This is a genomic window from Flavobacterium sufflavum, assembly GCF_004016525.1.
GTDB lineage: Bacteria > Bacteroidota > Bacteroidia > Flavobacteriales > Flavobacteriaceae > Flavobacterium > Flavobacterium sufflavum.
The window spans coordinates 76,894-95,068 of the sequence record NZ_SACJ01000002.1; the positions used below are offsets into that span (position 1 = coordinate 76,894).

At 33.2% G+C, this 18,175-nt stretch carries 18 protein-coding genes; 10 read left to right on the forward strand and 8 right to left on the reverse strand.

Annotated features, from left to right (window positions below):
• Positions 1 to 4: 4 nt before the first annotated feature.
• From EOD40_RS03280 to EOD40_RS03295, 4 genes are all read right to left on the reverse strand, one after another.
• Positions 5 to 493: an IPExxxVDY family protein gene (locus EOD40_RS03280; protein WP_128193484.1), complete on the reverse strand. Its 489-nt coding sequence runs from the start codon at positions 491 to 493 to the stop codon at positions 5 to 7.
• Positions 494 to 607: 114 nt separating this feature from the next.
• Complete coding sequence (locus tag EOD40_RS03285; RefSeq protein WP_128193485.1) at positions 608 to 1,348, reverse strand: ribonuclease III family protein; 741 nt, start codon at positions 1,346 to 1,348, stop codon at positions 608 to 610.
• A gap of 9 nt (positions 1,349 to 1,357) precedes the next feature.
• Positions 1,358 to 2,611, reverse strand: a complete 1,254-nt coding sequence (fabF, locus tag EOD40_RS03290) for a beta-ketoacyl-ACP synthase II (RefSeq protein WP_128193486.1) — start codon at positions 2,609 to 2,611, stop codon at positions 1,358 to 1,360.
• A gap of 174 nt (positions 2,612 to 2,785) precedes the next feature.
• The gene (locus EOD40_RS03295) at positions 2,786 to 3,022 is read right to left on the reverse strand and encodes an acyl carrier protein (protein WP_007137004.1); all 237 of its coding nucleotides are present in this window, start codon (positions 3,020 to 3,022) and stop codon (positions 2,786 to 2,788) included.
• Between the two features lie 175 nt (positions 3,023 to 3,197).
• Here EOD40_RS03295 and purN point away from each other — a divergent pair, with 175 nt between their 5' ends.
• The 4 genes from purN to EOD40_RS03315 all read left to right on the forward strand — a co-directional run bounded on the left by purN (position 3,198) and on the right by EOD40_RS03315 (position 7,330).
• Positions 3,198 to 3,767: a phosphoribosylglycinamide formyltransferase gene (gene purN, locus EOD40_RS03300; RefSeq protein WP_128193487.1), complete on the forward strand. Its 570-nt coding sequence runs from the start codon at positions 3,198 to 3,200 to the stop codon at positions 3,765 to 3,767.
• 2 nt (positions 3,768 to 3,769) lie between these two features.
• Positions 3,770 to 4,249 carry a ribonuclease HI gene (gene rnhA / locus EOD40_RS03305; protein WP_128193488.1) on the forward strand — a complete coding sequence of 160 codons (480 nt, stop codon included), beginning with the start codon at positions 3,770 to 3,772 and terminating at the stop codon, positions 4,247 to 4,249.
• Between the two features lie 76 nt (positions 4,250 to 4,325).
• Positions 4,326 to 5,249, forward strand: a complete 924-nt coding sequence (locus EOD40_RS03310; RefSeq protein ID WP_128193489.1) for a PfkB family carbohydrate kinase — start codon at positions 4,326 to 4,328, stop codon at positions 5,247 to 5,249.
• A gap of 182 nt (positions 5,250 to 5,431) precedes the next feature.
• On the forward strand, positions 5,432 to 7,330 hold the full coding sequence (locus tag EOD40_RS03315; protein WP_128193490.1) for an amidophosphoribosyltransferase: 1,899 nt from the start codon (positions 5,432 to 5,434) through the stop codon (positions 7,328 to 7,330).
• A gap of 349 nt (positions 7,331 to 7,679) precedes the next feature.
• On the opposite strand, the gene EOD40_RS03320 is transcribed toward EOD40_RS03315, so the two are convergent.
• On the reverse strand, positions 7,680 to 8,288 hold the full coding sequence (locus EOD40_RS03320; RefSeq protein ID WP_128193491.1) for a superoxide dismutase: 609 nt from the start codon (positions 8,286 to 8,288) through the stop codon (positions 7,680 to 7,682).
• A gap of 165 nt (positions 8,289 to 8,453) precedes the next feature.
• Positions 8,454 to 9,137 carry a ComF family protein gene (locus EOD40_RS03325; protein ID WP_128193492.1) on the reverse strand — a complete coding sequence of 228 codons (684 nt, stop codon included), beginning with the start codon at positions 9,135 to 9,137 and terminating at the stop codon, positions 8,454 to 8,456.
• A 98-nt stretch (positions 9,138 to 9,235) separates the two neighbouring features.
• Here EOD40_RS03325 and EOD40_RS03330 point away from each other — a divergent pair, with 98 nt between their 5' ends.
• The 5 genes from EOD40_RS03330 to EOD40_RS03350 all read left to right on the forward strand — a co-directional run bounded on the left by EOD40_RS03330 (position 9,236) and on the right by EOD40_RS03350 (position 15,268).
• Positions 9,236 to 10,777, forward strand: coding sequence for a glycine--tRNA ligase (locus EOD40_RS03330; RefSeq protein WP_128193493.1), 1,542 nt, complete (start codon positions 9,236 to 9,238; stop codon positions 10,775 to 10,777).
• A gap of 367 nt (positions 10,778 to 11,144) precedes the next feature.
• The gene (locus tag EOD40_RS03335) at positions 11,145 to 11,966 is read left to right on the forward strand and encodes a LytR/AlgR family response regulator transcription factor (protein WP_128193934.1); all 822 of its coding nucleotides are present in this window, start codon (positions 11,145 to 11,147) and stop codon (positions 11,964 to 11,966) included.
• A gap of 182 nt (positions 11,967 to 12,148) precedes the next feature.
• A complete protein-coding gene (locus EOD40_RS03340) occupies positions 12,149 to 12,427 on the forward strand; it encodes a hypothetical protein (protein ID WP_128193494.1) in 279 nt (92 codons plus the stop codon).
• Positions 12,428 to 12,553: 126 nt separating this feature from the next.
• Entirely contained in the window at positions 12,554 to 14,560 is a 2,007-nt protein-coding gene (locus EOD40_RS03345) for a tetratricopeptide repeat-containing sensor histidine kinase (protein ID WP_128193495.1), read from the forward strand.
• A gap of 21 nt (positions 14,561 to 14,581) precedes the next feature.
• Positions 14,582 to 15,268, forward strand: coding sequence for a response regulator (locus EOD40_RS03350; RefSeq protein ID WP_128193496.1), 687 nt, complete (start codon positions 14,582 to 14,584; stop codon positions 15,266 to 15,268).
• Between the two features lie 68 nt (positions 15,269 to 15,336).
• Here the strand turns inward: EOD40_RS03350 and thiL are convergent, their stop codons facing one another.
• A complete protein-coding gene (gene thiL, locus EOD40_RS03355; RefSeq protein ID WP_128193497.1) occupies positions 15,337 to 16,383 on the reverse strand; it encodes a thiamine-phosphate kinase in 1,047 nt (348 codons plus the stop codon).
• Between the two features lie 193 nt (positions 16,384 to 16,576).
• On the opposite strand from thiL, the gene EOD40_RS03360 reads away from it, so the two are divergent.
• Positions 16,577 to 17,056 carry a DinB family protein gene (locus EOD40_RS03360; RefSeq protein WP_128193498.1) on the forward strand — a complete coding sequence of 160 codons (480 nt, stop codon included), beginning with the start codon at positions 16,577 to 16,579 and terminating at the stop codon, positions 17,054 to 17,056.
• Between the two features lie 42 nt (positions 17,057 to 17,098).
• Here the strand turns inward: EOD40_RS03360 and EOD40_RS03365 are convergent, their stop codons facing one another.
• Complete coding sequence (locus tag EOD40_RS03365) at positions 17,099 to 18,058, reverse strand: helix-turn-helix transcriptional regulator (RefSeq protein WP_128193499.1); 960 nt, start codon at positions 18,056 to 18,058, stop codon at positions 17,099 to 17,101.
• Positions 18,059 to 18,175 lie beyond the last annotated feature (117 nt).

Genomic DNA, 18,175 nt, shown 5'->3' on the forward strand with positions numbered 1-18,175 from the left:
TGCATTAAAAAATTAGATTGTTTTTAGATTTTATTTGTTTTGTTTCAACAGTATATACTGTTGTTATGTTGTCTATGGTATTTAATATTGTTTTTATTTCATTGACATCTATGTTGTCATCAGTATTGTCTATTTTTAAAAAATAATCAGCTTTTTTAAATTCAGGCAATAAGTACACTTTTGTCGAAATGTCTTCGCTTGTATCCGAAAATAAGTTGTGAACTCCTTCGTTTTTTTCTGAAACCACCTCGTTGATGTTTTGAACTAAGTTCCAGGCTACTGTATTTTCTTCGTCATAATAGTAAAATCTTGAGAATTTTGTTTCTCCTTCTTTGATATTGATATGAACTTCATCTATGCTTTTTGCTAGATTTATAGGAAGTTTTTGATTGATAAAATATGCCAATCGGTAATCTTCTAAAGAAGTATGAATCGCGATAAGATTGTAATCAATTTCATCAAATTCGTCAAGACTTAATTTATGAACAGCCATCTTCATTAAAAATAAAGATGTAAATATACTATTTCTATCGAAGTTTAAGTGTTGAAAATATAATGATTTCGTTAAATTTAAAACGAAAACGTTGTAGCTTTGAGGAATTTAGTATTATTTTTTGCTCATTTTCTCTTGAAACACAAAATAGGCACGTTGCGAAGCTTTTTCTTCGGCTTTCTTTTTAGAAGTTGCTCTTGCTTTTGCAATTACTTTTTCGTCAATGCTCAATTTAACACCAAATAGGCGTTGTCCATCTATGGCATTGTCCTCAAAAATGTCATAATGAAATTGTTTTTTCTCTTTTTGACACCATTCAATAATTAAACTCTTGTAGCTTATTACTTTTCCTTCGAGTCTGGAAATGTCAACATAAGGAATGATTACTTTTTGTTGAATGAACTTTTCGCAAAAAGCATAGCCTTTGTCAAGATAGATTGCTCCAATAAGAGATTCGAAAATATTTCCATGTATGTTTTCTCCAAAATGCTGTACGGGAACTTTGCTTTCTACAAAGCGAATTAAGTCCAGGTCTTTTCCTAATTCGTTCAAATGTTCTCTGCTTACAATTTTAGAACGCATTTTGGTAAGATAGCCTTCGTCTCCTGATGGTGCTTCGTTAAATAAGTGTGCAGCTATAACCGAACTTAACATGGCGTCTCCTAAAAATTCCAGACGCTCATAACTAATAGGGTTTCCTGTAGAATCCATTTTCCCGGAAGAGCGGTGGGTAAAGGCTTTTTGATAATGAATTAGTTTGCCCGGAGGGAAGCCAAGGATTTTTTGGATAGCATCAAAAAAAATCCCGTCTTCTTGAGAACGGGATTTTGTAAATATTTTTTTGAATATACTCATAGTATAAAATTAGAATCCTAATTTTTTTACTAATACACAAGCATTGTGACCTCCAAAACCAAAAGTATTACTCATTACAACATTCATGTCTCTTTTTTGAGCAGTGTTGAAAGTGAAGTTTAACTTAGAGTCAATTTTTTCATCATCTGTGAAATGATTGATTGTTGGAGGAACTATTCCGTGTTTTATAGAAAGAATAGCAGAAATTGTTTCAATTGCTCCTGCAGCTCCTAATAAGTGACCTGTCATGGATTTTGTTGAATTCAAGTTCATGGTATAAGCATGTTCTCCAAAGACTTGTTCGATTGCTTTACTTTCGGCCATGTCTCCAAGAGGAGTTGAAGTTCCGTGCATGTTAACTCCGTCAACGTCAGTTGGTTTTAAACCTGCGTCTCTTAAGCAGTTTAGCATTACATTTCTTGCACCTAATCCTTCAGGATGTGGAGCTGTAATATGATGCGCATCTGCCGACATACCACCACCACCTATTTCGCAATAGATTTTAGCGCCACGTGCTACTGCATGTTCGTATTCTTCAAGGATGATAGCTCCTGCTCCTTCTCCAAGTACAAATCCGTCTCTGTCTTTGTCCATTGGTCTTGAAGCTGTTTTTGGATCATCATTTCTGGTAGATAAAGCGTGCATAGCATTAAATCCTCCCATACCTGCAATAGTCACTGCGGCTTCTGAACCTCCAGTTACCATAACATCGGCATGACCTAATCTAATGTAGTTGAATGCATCAATAATAGCATTTGTAGAAGAAGCACAAGCAGAAACAGTTCCGAAGTTAGGTCCTCTAAAGCCGTATTTTATTGAAATATGACCACAAGCAATATCGCCAATCATTTTTGGGATAAAAAATGGATTGAATCGAGGTGTTCCGTCACCGGCAGCATAATTAAGAACTTCTATTTGGAAAGTTTCTAAACCTCCAATTCCTGAACCCCAGATTACTCCCGCGCGATCTTTGTCTACTTTTTCTAAATCAAAATTAGCATCTTTCATTGCTTCTTCAGAAGAGACCATGGCATATTGAGCATAACGATCCATTTTTCTGGCTTCTTTTCGATCTATAAATTCTTCAACATTGAAGTTTTTAAGTTCGCAAGCAAATTGAGTTCTAAATTTTGAAGCATCAAAATAAGTTATTGGTGCAGCCCCACTAACTCCGTTAATTAGACCATTCCAATACTCTTCTATATTGTTTCCAATAGGAGTAAGGGCACCTAAACCTGTTACAACAACTCGTCTTAATACCATATATTCTGTATTTTGTTATCTTTAAACAAGCAAAACCCACGCTTTCTTTTGTGTTTTAGCACCTAAGAGCCATGGGTGTTACATTATGTGTAATTGATTGAAATTCAATCGGACTTTTAATTTTAAAAAAATAATAACACCCGATTATTGAAATTATAACCGGGTGCGAGTGTATTATTTTTTAGCTTCTTCGATGTAAGAAATAGCTTGACCAACAGTAGCAATGTTTTCAGCTTGATCGTCTGGAATTTGAATGTCAAATTCTTTTTCGAATTCCATAATAAGCTCAACAGTGTCTAATGAGTCAGCTCCTAAATCATTAGTGAAGCTTGCTTCTGTTACAACTTCGTTTTCGTCAACGCCTAATTTGTCTACGATAATCGCTTTTACTCTTGATGCAATGTCTGACATAATCTTTAATTTTAGAATTTAATTTGTGGCAAAAATAAAAAACTTTATTTTAAAACAACCATTAAGTTGATAAATGTAACGTCTAAAATAGAAAATAATTTTAAACAAAGACTTCCTAATGCTATTTAATTTCGTTTTTTATTCTTTTTTTTGTGTGACTAAAATGAGATGAATTATGAAAAAAATTGTTGTTTTTGCTTCTGGATCTGGTACAAATGCTGAGAATATCATCCAGCATTTTAAAGGAGGATCTGTTGGTACTGTAGTTGGGGTTTTTACAAATAATGCAAAAGCAAAGGTGATTGACAGAGCTAAAAATCATGCTGTTCCTGTAGAGATTTTTACGAAGTCAGAATTATATGAAAGTGATTTAGTACAAAAAATAAATACGATCCAGCCTGATTTGATAGTTTTGGCAGGATTTTTATTGAAATTTCCTGATGCTCTTATTGCTGCTTATCCGGATAAAATAATAAATATTCATCCTGCGTTGTTGCCAAAATATGGTGGAAAAGGAATGTATGGTATGCATGTGCATAGAGCTGTTGTTGAAAATAAAGAAAAAGAATCAGGGATAACAATTCATTATGTGAATGAGAATTATGATGAGGGAGCTATTATTTTTCAAAAGCAGGTAACGGTTTTAGGAACGGATACGCCGGAGGTGGTTGCTGAAAAGATTCATGAATTGGAACAAAGATATTTCCCGGGAGTTGTTGAAGATTTGTTAAAAGCTAAATCGTAAATTTGGATTATCAAGTACATATATATACTGATGGAGCGGCAAAGGGAAATCCCGGTCCCGGAGGTTATGGTGTTGTTATGGAGTTAGTGGGAACCGCGCATAAAAAAGAATTTTACGAGGGTTTTCGTTATACTACTAATAATAGAATGGAGTTATTGGCGGTAATTGTAGGACTGGAGAAGCTGAAAAATCCAAATATGAGAGTTCTGGTAGTTTCAGATTCTAAATATGTAGTGGATTCAGTAGTTAAGAAATGGGTTTTAGGTTGGGAAAAGAAAGCTTTTGCTGCAAGAAAAAATGCTGATTTGTGGAAGCGTTTTTTGGTAGTTTACAGGAAGCATCAGGTTGATTTTAAATGGATAAAAGGGCATAATAGTCATCCTCAAAATGAGCGTTGCGATGAATTGGCAGTGTTTGCATCGAATCAAAAATCCTTGTCTGTAGATGCTTTTTATGAGCGGGAAGAGGGTAAAATTTTATGATAATTTTGCCGCTTTTAACTTTTGCAACTATGGAACTTATGAACTATCTTTGCATCTTTAATTCGAAATTCATAAAATGAATAAATTATTGATTGTTGGAACAGTCGCTTTCGACGCAATTGAAACTCCTTTCGGTAAAACCGATAAGATTTTAGGTGGAGCGGGTACTTATATAGGGCTTTCAGCGGCTTTTTTTAATTTACAATCAGCTATTGTATCTGTAGTAGGTGATGATTTTCCTCAAGAATATTTAGATTTATTAACTGATAGAGATATTGATATTTCTGGTCTTGAAGTGGTGAACGGAGGTAAAACTTTCTTCTGGAGTGGTCGCTACCATAACGATTTGAATTCAAGAGATACATTAGATACTCAATTAAATGTTTTGGCGGATTTTCAGCCAAAAGTTCCTGAAAATTATAAAAATGCCGATGTGGTGATGTTGGGAAACTTGCATCCGCTAGTACAAAGCAGTGTCTTGGACCAATTGGAAAGCAAGCCAAAATTAGTAGTTTTAGATACTATGAATTTTTGGATGGATTGTGCCTTACCTGAATTGTTAGATGTAATCAAACGTGTTGATGTAATTACAATTAATGATGAAGAAGCGAGACAACTTTCGGGAGAATATTCTTTAGTGAAGGCTGCAGCCAAAATTCATGCTATGGGACCTGAATTTGTAGTGATTAAAAAAGGAGAGCATGGAGCGTTATTGTTTCATGACAATCAGGTTTTCTTTGCGCCGGCTTTGCCATTAGAAGAAGTTTTTGATCCTACAGGAGCTGGAGATACTTTTGCAGGAGGTTTTGCAGGATTTATTGCCCAAAGTGAGAATGTTTCTTTTGAAAACATGAAAAATGCAATTATTTACGGTTCTAATTTAGCTTCCTTCTGTGTGGAGAAGTTTGGAACTGAACGAATGCTTAGTTTGGATAAACAGGAGGTTGTGTCTCGATTAAAGCAATTTAAGTCATTGACACAATTTGATATAGAATTATAATGCTTTGAAGCCTCGGAAACGAGGCTTTTTTCGTTCAATGTCTAAATCTAACTGGATTTCTTAATCTAGATTAATGGATATAAAGGCAAAAAATATAGAATTTTGTAATTCCAAAACAATAGTAAGCTTTGTAAATGAAGCTTGATAAAATAGAATAACACAACAACACAAATATAACTACAATGAGCGACGCTTTAAAACATGAATGTGGAATAGCTTTAGTTAGACTACTTAAACCGCTTGAATTTTACAAAGAGAAGTACGGTTCTGCTTTTTATGGGATACAAAAAATGTATCTAATGATGGAGAAACAGCACAATCGTGGACAGGATGGTGCTGGTTTTGCAAGTATAAAGCTGGATGTTGAACCAGGTGAACGATATATTAGCCGTGTGCGTTCTAATCAAGCGCAACCTATTCAAGATGTTTTTGCTCAAATTAATGAGCGAATTAATGAGGAAATGGAGAATCATCCTGAGTATGCAGATGATGTTGCGGCACAAAAAGCAAATATTCCTTATATAGGTGAGTTGTTTTTAGGCCACGTTAGATATGGTACTTTTGGTAAAAACAGTATCGAGAGTGTACATCCTTTCTTGCGTCAAAATAACTGGATGCATCGAAATTTGATTTTGGCAGGGAATTTTAATATGACTAATGTTAAAGAACTTTTTCAAAATCTTATCGATTTAGGTCAGCATCCAAAAGAAATGGCGGATACCGTTACTGTGATGGAGAAAATTGGACATTTTCTGGATAATGCTGTAACTGATTTGTATCAGGAATGTAAGAATGAAGGATATAATAAGCGAGAAGCTTCGCCAGTAATTGCTGAAAGATTAGATATTGCCAGAATTTTAACCAGAGCATCTAAGAATTTAGATGGAGGTTATGCAATGGCAGGTCTTTTAGGTCATGGAGATGCTTTTGTTTTTAGAGATCCGGCAGGAATTCGTCCGGCTTATTATTATCAGGATGATGAAGTTGTAGTTGTAGCTTCTGAAAGACCGGTTATTCAAACGGTTTTCAATGTTCCATTTGATCAGGTGAAAGAAATTGATCCGGGAAGTGCCTTGATTATCAAGAAAAGTGGATTGGTTTCTATGAAAGAAATTTTAACTCCAACAGTTAAAAAGGCTTGTTCTTTCGAGCGAATTTATTTCTCAAGAGGAAGTGATGCCGAAATTTATCAGGAAAGAAAGAATTTAGGAAAATTAATTTTGCCTGCAGTTCTTGATTCTATTGATCAGGATACCGATAATACTGTGTTTTCATATATTCCTAATACTGCTGAAACTTCTTTTTACGGATTAGTTGAAGCAGCTCAGGATTTCTTAAATCAAAGAAAGAATAATTATATTTTAGCTAATAGAAATATTTTAACTGCCGAAACTTTACAGGAGTTGTTAGCGGTAAAAATCAGAACTGAAAAAGTAGCTATTAAAGATGCTAAGTTAAGAACCTTTATTACTGCTGATGATAGTCGTGATGATTTGGTCGCTCACGTTTACGATGTGACTTATGGAGTAATTAAGCCTACTGATAATTTGGTTATTATTGATGACAGTATTGTTAGAGGTACAACTCTTAAAAAGAGTATCATTAAGATGATGGATCGTTTGAATCCAAAACGAATTGTAATTGTTTCTTCGGCACCACAAATTCGTTATCCTGATTGTTACGGAATCGATATGGCAAAATTAGAAGGTCTAGTTGCTTTTAGAGCAGCTCTTGAACTTTTGAAAGAAAGAAACTTGTATCACATTGTTGATGAAGTGTATGCTAAATGTAAGGCTCAGGAAAATTATAAGGATGCTGATGTGGTGAATTATGTTACCGCAATTTATGAGCCTTTCAAAGATCAGGAGATTTCAGATAAAATAGCTGAAATGTTAAGTTCATCTGAAATAAAAGCTGAAGTTAAGATTATCTTTCAAACTGTAGAAGATTTGCATATTGCCTGTCCTAAGAATTTAGGTGATTGGTATTTTACAGGAGATTATCCTACAGCAGGAGGAAACAGGGTTGTGAACCGTGCTTTCATGAATTTTTATGAAGGTAAAGACGCAAGAGCCTACTAATTGATAATTTGAGTTATTTATCGGTTTTTTAGGTTGTTTGTCTTGAATATTTGTACATAACTTATAACTAACATAACTTTGAGGTACCATAATATTAGTAGGTTAAGTTTATGGTAGATTTGGGGCAAAAAAGGTGGAAGCAATTCCACCTTTTTTATTGGAATAAAGTCAGAAAAAGAAAATAGAATAAAGAGGAAAGACGAACAAATGATATAATTTGTTCGTCTTTTTTATTAGAATAAAGTTTTAAAAAGATAAAATTAACTTAGGATAAGAACAAAAAAAATAGACGAACAAACTCAAAGTTCATTCGTCTATTCTCTATAATCTTTACTCTGTTTTCTTCTAACTATTTTTCTAAAGCATATCTTCTAGATACTTCAGTCCAGTTAATTACATTGAAAAAAGCTTCAATATAGTCAGGTCTTCTGTTTTGGTAGTTTAAGTAGTAAGCGTGTTCCCAAACGTCCATTCCTAAGATTGGAGTTCCACCGCATCCAACACCTGGCATTAAAGTGTTGTCTTGATTTGGAGTTCCACAAACATCTAATTTTCCTCCTTTTTGAACACATAACCAAGCCCATCCTGAACCAAATTGTGTTGCTCCAGCTTTAGCAAATTTAGCTTTGAATTCTTCAAATGATCCAAAAGCAGCTTCGATAGCAGCTAATAAATCACCTGTTGGTAATCCGCCACCGTTAGGAGACATAACTGTCCAGAATAAATTGTGGTTGTAGAAACCTCCACCATTGTTACGAACTGCAGCATTTGATAAATCAAGATTAATCAAGATGTTTTCAATTGTTTTACCTTCCATGTCAGTACCAGCAATAGCAGCATTCAGGTTAGTAGTGTAAGCATTGTGATGTTTTGTGTGGTGGATTTCCATTGTACGAGCATCAATATGTGGTTCTAGTGCGTCATACGCATAAGGTAATTGAGGTAATTCAAAAGCCATGATATTTTATTTAAGGATTTATAAAAAAATTTATCCAAAATTAAACATTTAAGTTTGGAATTGGAAACACTTGTTCGTTAAATAAATTAAATAATATGGTTTTTTGTTATTTTTAATGTTAAAAACATAATTGTTTTTCGAATAACAATTATGTAGCTGTTTACTTTAGGATTGTGCCATTGCCATGCAAATAATGCTGATTTTGGCTCCGGGAATTTTTAATAAGGCACGTCCGCAGGCTTCAAGAGTGGCACCTGTTGTGATTACATCATCAATGATGACAAAGTGTTTGTTGTGGTCTTTTTCAGAAAAATGAACGTCAAAAATAGTTTCGATGCCTTCGGTTCGGCCTAAAAGATTCTTTTTAGATTGCGTTTTCGAATATACTTTTCGAAATAAGATTGTTTCGTTATAATTCAGATTCAAGTTTTTAGAGATGGTTTGTCCAAAAGTAGTCACTTGATTATAGCCTCTTTCTCTGAATTTTTTGGGATGTAAAGGAACTGGAATTATTTCATCGGCTTTTAGTGAAAGTATGATTTCTTTTAAATCATCGGCATACCATTCGGCTAAAACTGTTCCAATTTCTTCGTGTCCTTTATATTTTAAATTGTGAATTATTTTTTGAACAATTCCCTTTTTATGGAAATAGAGGAATGCTGAGGCGTATTCGACAGGAATTCGGCCATAAAATTTATTGAAAGCTTCATTTTCTTTTAATAAATGATGATTCGTAAGTGGAATGTTATGTCGGCAAATGGTGCAAATTACTTTTTCGTTGGCTAATAAAATCGCATCGCAACCAGAACAGCTTTTTGGAAAAAATAGATTTAGGATGCTTTTGAACATACGAAGTTGTTTTTTATTCCTAAAAATATAAAAATCAATGCTTCAAACTTTAAATATTTTCTTTTTTTTAAATTCACTTTTTATATTTTTGCACCACTATGGCAAAACAAGAAGATATTTTTAAGAATGTAGTTTCGCACGCAAAGGAGTACGGATTTATTTTTCCGTCAAGCGAAGTATACGATGGTTTAAGTGCAGTTTATGATTATGCACAAAACGGAGTTGAGTTAAAAAAGAACATCCGCGAATATTGGTGGAAAGCAATGGTTCAGATGAACGATAATATTGTAGGACTTGACGCTGCAATATTGATGCATCCAACTACCTGGAAAGCTTCGGGACACGTAGATGCTTTTAACGATCCGTTAATTGATAATAAAGATTCGAAAAAAAGATATAGAGCCGATGTTTTGATTGAAGATTATGCTGAAAAGCTGAATCAAAAAGCAATCAAAGAAATCGAAAAAGCAAGAGCTCGTTTTGGTGATGCTTTCAACGAACAGGAATTTGTTACAACAAATGCCCGCGTGATGGAGTACAAAGCCAAAGAAAGAGAAATTCTGGAAAGAATGGCTCGTTCTCTTGGAAATGAAGATTTGGCTGATGTAAAAGCTTTAATCGAGGAGTTGGAAATTGCTTGCCCTGATTCTGGTTCAAGAAACTGGACTGAGGTAAAGCAGTTCAATTTAATGTTCGGTACTAAATTAGGTGCTTCTGCCGATTCGGCTATGGATTTGTATTTGCGTCCGGAGACGGCCCAGGGTATTTTTGTAAACTTTTTAAATGTTCAAAAATCAGGAAGAATGAAAGTTCCTTTTGGAATTGCGCAAACTGGAAAAGCCTTCAGAAATGAAATTGTTGCAAGACAATTTATTTTCCGTATGCGTGAATTCGAACAAATGGAAATGCAATTTTTTGTACGTCCAGGAGAAGAAATGAAGCACTATGAATTCTGGAAAGAAGCCCGTTTAAAATGGCATTTGTCTTTAGGTTTAGGAAGAGAAAATTATCGTTTCCATGACCATGAAAAATTAGCGCATTATGCTAATGCTGCTGCTGATATTGAGTTTAATTTCCCTTTTGGGTTTAAAGAATTAGAAGGAATTCACTCCCGTACTGATTTCGATTTAAAAGCGCATGAACAATACTCAGGCAGAAAATTACAATATTTTGATCCTGAATTAAATGAAAACTATGTTCCTTATGTGGTGGAAACTTCAGTGGGATTAGATAGGATGTTCCTGGCAGTTTTTGCTACTTCTTTAAAAGAAGAAACTTTAGAAGATGGTTCTACAAGAACAGTGTTGAAATTGCCTGCAGTTTTAGCGCCAACAAAAGCAGCTGTTTTACCGTTGGTTAAAAAAGACGGATTGCCGGAAATCGCACATCAAATTATTGCCGATTTAAAATGGGATTTTAATGTGGCTTATGATGAGAAAGATGCTGTGGGTCGTCGTTACAGAAGACAAGATGCGTTAGGTACTCCATTTTGTATTACAGTAGATCATCAAACTGTCGAGGATCAAACTGTGACTATCCGTCATAGAGATACCATGAAACAGGATCGTGTGAAAATTACAGACCTAAAATCAATTATTGAAAATGAAGTTTCGATGAAAAATTGGTTAATGAAAATGTAATTATTTTTCTAAAATAAATCTCAAAGGCTCTCCAAAACGGGGAGCCTTTTTTGTTTTTCCATTAACTTATGTAAGTAATGACTTTAAAATTTAAGGGTTGGAAAAGAGGGGTTTATGTTCTTGGTCGGATTTATTTACCCTTTATCAATTACTATTGACACTTCATCGATTTCTATTGTTAACACAATAAACAGATAAGTTAAATGTTTATTTTTAGAATGTTGAAAAGCGTCTTTTTAAAGTTAAAAAAGCTGCTTTTTTATATAGTTTCCCCAAACTACCATTGCCTTTTTTCTTAAACTGCGGTTGAAGTATTTTTCAACTAATGCTAATGTTGTGCTGTCTAATCAAATTAGAAAGTGCTGTAATGAGCTATTCGTATATTGTTATTGACGATGATCAAGAAAGTGTTCTGAAAACTAAAGCCATGGCGGATAGTTTTTCAGAACTGGATTTTCTGGCTTCAGCTAATAATTATGAAGAAGGTTTAAATCTAATTTTGGAGCACAATCCACAACTGGTTTTTCTTGAAATTGACCCTGCAAACAAGAAGAGTAATTTATCATTAGCACTTATTAATGAGCTGCACCGTTACTTAAATGTTATTCCTAAAATTGTAATTACTACTTCTAAGAAGGATTTGGCATTTGAAGCTATTCAATATCAGGTTACCGATTACCTATTGAAACCTTTGGCTCGAATAGATTTTGTTAAGCTGATTTTGAAATTGAATAAAACGGCTGTTGTTGTACAAGAAACACCAGCTTTAGAATCAGTAAAAGCTGAAGTTGATGAAAAGCCAGCTTATATTGTACAACATGAAGCTGCTGCGGTAAGTCAGCCACTTATATTGTGTATTAAATCTTATGGTGATTACAGATATATAGATGCAAGAGATATTTGTTATTTACAAGCCGATAATAATTCGACCGATATACACTTAAATACAGGGGAAACAGTAACTGCATTTAAAACTTTAAAACACTTTGAGAGTGTTTTATCTTTTCCTTTTGTCCGTATTCATAATAGTTATATTGTAAATAGTCAGTCTATTTCCAGAATTCATACCGGGAATGCTGTTTGCTATATCAAGAATTCTGCTGCAAAAATTCCATTCTCTAAATCTTATAAGGCTAATATAGACCTTATTATTTCCGAAATCTCAAACGGGAATTATTTAGAAATTTAAAAAAATAGTCATCTACCATGATTTGCCGTTCATTCACTATCAAACAACATCATTCTACCATAAACGCCTGAAAATACGATAGAAATAGGGGTAAGCTGTATAATTTTACTACAAGAAAAAGCAACAAAGCGATTTCAATAAACAAGTAAAAAAGTATAAAAACATAAAAAACCCCAAAGATTATGAAAAAATCTATCGTAACAATCGGACTATTTTCTTTAATGTTAGTATTAACATCTTTCACAACATCAACTACTAATGATGGAGGAAGCAGAAATATCAAAACTGATTATACTTCAAATGATGGAGGAAGCAGAAATATTAAAACTGACTATACTTCAAATGATGGAGGAAGCAGAAATATCAAAACTGACTATACTTCAAATGACGGAGGAAGCAGAAATATAAAAACTGATTATACTTCAAATGACGGAGGAAGTAGAAATATCAAAACTGATTAATATTTTGAAAATTATAAAAAAAGGCTACCATTTTGGTAGCCTTTTTTTATGCTACTAATTTAAAATTAGTATTTTTGGTGAAATTCGGAATTACTATTGAAAACAATTACTAAATTAATTTCTTGGATGTTGATATTTGTTTTATTTGGGTGTACCCAAAAAAAGACAGATAAAAAGCCTATTACAACATCAAATGATAGTCTTTCATCTTATTTTACTTTAGCTAATGATTTTAATCTTTCAAGGCAGAAACGATTAAGCTACATCATGAAAGCTAATGAGATTGTAATTAATCAGGAAAATGATTCATTAAATAGGGTTAATCTTTTTAAAATAGCCAATAGATATTTTAATATAAACAATTGGAAAGGATATAAAGAATCGGTTAATTTAGTCTTAGAAAATTCTGAAAAAGTAAGCGATACTGTGAGTATGGCTAAAGGTTATGGCTATTTGGGGGATTATTATAGAGTGAAATCTATTTCTGATTCTTCATTCTTATTTTATTATAAGGCAGAGAAAATGTATGATAAGCTTAATGATAAATATCAATTAGCCAAAACACTTGTTAATAAAGCCGATTTGTTATTTCGAGTTGGAGATTTGATAGGAAGTGAAAAAGAGATTTTTAGAGTATTGCGAATAATTAAAGATGATAATAATGATATTGCTAATGAAATAAATTATGATGCCAATAATATTTTAGGCATGGTTTATAATAGTATGAATGAGTATGGAAATGCTATTTCATATCATCAAAAGGCTTTGAAGACTCTTGATAAAATGCAGATAATTGGAAAAAATCAAACAATGGCTATTTCTTATTTGAATTTAGGATTAGTATATGTTAATTTGAAAAATTATAAAGTAGCCAATGATTATTTTTTGAAAGGGATTGAACAACAAAATATAGACAATCAAGATCCTAGTATTTATGCTTTATTGTTAGATAATTTGGGATATTCAAAATTTAAATTACAGGATAATGATGGATTGCCTCAATTGTTTTACAAATCATTGAAGATAAGAGATAGCTTAAATCTCAATTCAGAGATTATTTCAAATAAAATTCATCTTTCGGAATATTATAGCTCTAAAAACGATGAGACTAAATCATTACAGTTCGCAAACGAAGCACTTATTTTAGCAAGAAAGATAAATAGGTCTCGGGAGAAGTTACTCGCTTTGAAACAAATTACAGTTATTGATACTAAAAATGCCTCGAGTTATACTAAAGAATACATCCGTATTAATGAAGAGTTGCAAAAAGAAGAGCGTAAAATGGGAGAAAAATTCTCTCGTATAGAATATGAAACAGATCAGATAAAAGGTGAAAATAGTAGTTTAGAAACTAAGAATCGAAATCTGGTTTACTTTTTTAGTGGTTTTACAATTTTAGGACTTTTCTTCTACATCATAAAATCACAAAAAGCTAAAAACAGAGAGTTGTTGTACAAACAACAACAACAAAAAGCGAATGAGGATATTTATAACTTAATGATATCACAACAAAATACAATTGAGGCTAACAGGGTTCAAGAGAAAAAACGTGTGGCTCAGGAGTTGCATGACGGAGTTTTGGGTAGGATGTTTGGCGTGCGTATGAATTTAGAAGGTTTGAATCAATTTAATGACGATTTAGCCGTTACCCAGCGACATGATTATTTGGCGGAATTGAAAAATATTGAACAGGATATTCGTGAAATTTCTCATGATTTGAATAGAGAAAAATCAGAATTAATTAATAACTTCGTTGCAATTGTCGATAATCTTTTTGAGGAGCAAAGAAAAACTTTTTCGTGTAAGTTGTTTTCTAGTATCGATTCAAATATAAAATGGGATTTGGCTGTCAATTCGGTGAAGATAAACTTGTATCGAATCATTCAAGAATCATTGCAGAATATTAACAAATATGCAAATGCAACGACAATTAAAGTCGAGTTGAAGAAACAAGAGAACAATATTATATTGACAATTACTGATGATGGAGTGGGCTTTAATGTTAATTTGAAAAAGAAAGGAATAGGTTTGCAAAATATGATTTCACGTGCTAAGGAGTGTAATGGAGATTTTAATGTGAAATCAAAAAAAGGTGAAGGAACAACAATTATGGTTACTATTCCGTTAGAATAAGAAACAAATACCTTATAGTAAATGACAATTGAAACAGCTGAAGCAAGGCTTAAAAAAAACATCTTAATTGTTGATGATCATCCTTTTATTATTCAAGGGTATAAAAATGCTATAACTCGATATGAGCCTAATCAATACGAGTTTTCTATTCTGGAAGCAAAAGATTGTGAGTCGGCTTATCATGTTATTACAAATCCTACTGTTACTTTTGATGTAGCTTTTTTGGATATTAGTATGCCTTCTTATGAAGAAAAAGAGCTTTATTCAGGAGAAGATTTGGCCAAATTGATTCTGGAGTACATGCCTGATTGCAAAATCATTATGTTGACTATGTTTACAGAGTTTTTGAAATTAAAAACATTGATTAACAAAGTTAATCCAAGAGGGTTAGTCATAAAAAATGATTTAACTTTTGATGAGTTGTTAAATGCCTTTGATAAGGTTATTAAAGATGAGGTGTATTACAGTAAATCCATTTTAGAAATGCTGGAGTCGCATGATAATTCAATCGAAATTGATTTATTTGATAAGCAAATATTGTTTCATTTATCCAAAGGAACAGAAATTCAGGATATGCCACAATTTATACCAATATCTTTAAATGCGATAGAATCAAGAAAGTCGAATCTTAAAGAGTTGCTTAATGTAGTAGGGGAAGAGGATTTAGAGCTTGTAAAAGCAGCCAAGAACAAAGGCTTGATTTTTTAAATATTAGAAAAAAACATAAAAAAACACCGTCTCATTCTAAAAAAATGAAACGGTGTTTTGATTTGAAATTATTCACTTAAAGCATTCCAGCCTCTGGCTTTCAATGCAATTTTTGTATTAGCTCTTGTCACTAGATGGATGCCCTCATTTTCTTCAGTCATGTGACCAATGATAGAGAAATTAGGATTTCCTTTAATTTTGTCGAAATCTTCAATTGGGATAGTGAAAAGTAATTCATAGTCTTCACCGCCGTTGATTGCTACTGTGGTACTGTCAATATTAAATTCTTCACACACATTGATAAATTGTGGATCTAGAGGTAATTTGTCTTCATATAAATTACAACCTACGTTAGATTGCTTGCATAAATGTATAATCTCCGACGATAATCCATCCGAAATATCAATCATCGATGTAGGTTTTATTTCTAAGGCGTGCAATAAAGTGCGAACGTCTTTACGGGCTTCAGGTTTTAATTGGCGTTCGATAAGGTAGGTATAAGCATCTAAATCAGGCTGCGAATTTGGATTCACCTGGAAAACTTGTTTTTCTCTTTCTAAAACCTGTAATCCCATATAAGCAGCACCAATATCACCGGTAACCACTAATAAATTAGTTGCTTTCGCACCATTTCTGTATATGATTTCTTCTTCATCGGCTTCTCCTAAAACAGTAATACTGATGATTAGTCCTTTTTGAGAAGAGGTAGTGTCGCCACCAATAACATCCACTTTGTATTCATTGGCAGCAAGTGTAATTCCTGCGTATAATTCTTCGAGCGCTTCAAGCGGAAAACGGTTAGAAACCGCAATCGAAACTGTAATCTGGGTAGCTTTGGCATTCATGGCACAGATGTCCGAAACATTAGTAACAACAGCTTTGTAACCCAAATGTTTTAATGGCATATAGGCTAAGTCAAAATGAACGCCTTCGACCATAATATCGGTAGAAACCACTACTTTTTTGTCTTTGAAATCCAAAACAGCAGCATCGTCACCAATTCCTTTTAAAGTTGAAGCTTGATTGATTTCAAAATTTTTAGTCAAATGCTCTATCAATCCAAATTCGCCCAATTGAGCTATGCTTGTACGTTGTGGGTTTTTATCTTCAATCATAGTTTGTAAGTTTCAAAAGCACAAAGATACAAAGTTGTAGAGGTTTTGTCTAATTAAAAGAAAGCTGATTTCTGGGGTTTATTTTAGACTAAATCATACTTTTTAAAAAAGATCAATTTAAAAATACTACTGACAAACTGTTGTCACTGACCGTATCTAATTTTGAAGAAGTAAAAATTAAAACTTTAAAATTATGAAAACATTAGCGGCACAAGTTATTACTCCTGAAGATTTATTAAAACACTGGCAAGGACATCGTGCCTTAACACGTCGAGTGATTGAATTATTTCCAGAAAAAGATTTCTTCGAATTTTCAATCGGCGGAATGCGACCTTTTTCAAAATTGGCAGATGAACTTCTGGCTATTGGCGCACCTGCTTTAAAAGGAATTGTAAATCGAGATATTCAACCTTATACAGAAGGAACGGAAAAGCTAACTTTAAAAACCCAATATCTTGAAAAATGGGATGAAGCTACTGCCGAAATTAATAAATATTGGGAGCAATTATCAATCGAAGATTTTAATGAAACCTTCAATTTGTTTGGTCAATATGAATTTCCGATAATTCATAATATTCTATATTTTATTGATAACGAAGTGCATCATCGTGGTCAGGGTTATGTTTATTTGCGCGCTTTAGGTATTGAGCCTCCTTTTTTCTGGGAAAGATAAAATTTTAAAACTCCTAAAATGAATTTCGTTTTAGGAGTTTTTTTATGAAAGTCTTTGTTTGTTTATTTCCAGTAATTCCAGAATTCTTGTTTTTAATCCTTCTGGCTCCAATATAGTTGCATAATCTCCAAACATCAAATACCAACGCGAAAAACCATTTTCAATATCACGGCACATAAAAGTCATTTCGATTTTGTCATCGATTATTTTTTCTGAAACAAAACCGTGGTATTTTCGTTCAAATGCTAAATATTTAGTAATTTTTTTATCTACAAGAATTCGAACTTTGGTAGTAGAAACATTCTTGTTTTTATCCAAATAGGTTTCTAATGCATCGTGTTCTATAGAGAATGGGATTTCCGTTTTTTTGATTCCGTGAACTCGATCAGTTCTAAATTGACGATAATCCTTTCGCAAATGACAATAACCTAGCATGTACCAATTGTTATTGTCGTGAAAAACACCAACAGGCTCAATATGTCGCACGGTAATTCCCTCCGATTGAATGGCTTCATACGAAAGAATAACTTGTGTTTTTTCGGCTATACTTTCAAAAATCGTGGCTAGAGTATTGGGAGATTTGTCGTTAAAAAGTTTCTCCGAAGATTGCACCAAAACATTTGATTCTATGCTGGACACCCAATCTTTATCATCACTTCTAAGTACGGCTTTTAATTTGTACATCGCCGAAGTATAATGATTGCCAAGAGTGACATCAGTAAATTTCTGCATTAATTTTTCAGCAGCAATGAAACTACTGGCTTCTTCTCTCGTAAACATAACTGGTGGCAATCGATAGCCGTCCATTAAAGCATAACCAACGCCAGCCTCACTATAAATAGGGACTCCAGAAGCTTCCAGCGTACGAATGTCACGATAAATAGTGCGCAAACTCACCTCAAAACGATTGGCCAATTCCTGTGCTTTTACAATTTTTTTGGATTGTAATTGAATAAGAATAGCAACAATGCGGTCAAATCGTTTTGGGGTTTCGTCGAGCATGATTATGATTTTTTACTTCAAAGATACAGTTTTACTATTTTTGGGAATTGAATTAAAACAAAAAAACCTGACAATTTTCATCGTCAGGTTTTCTCTATATTCTATTCTCTTTGTTCT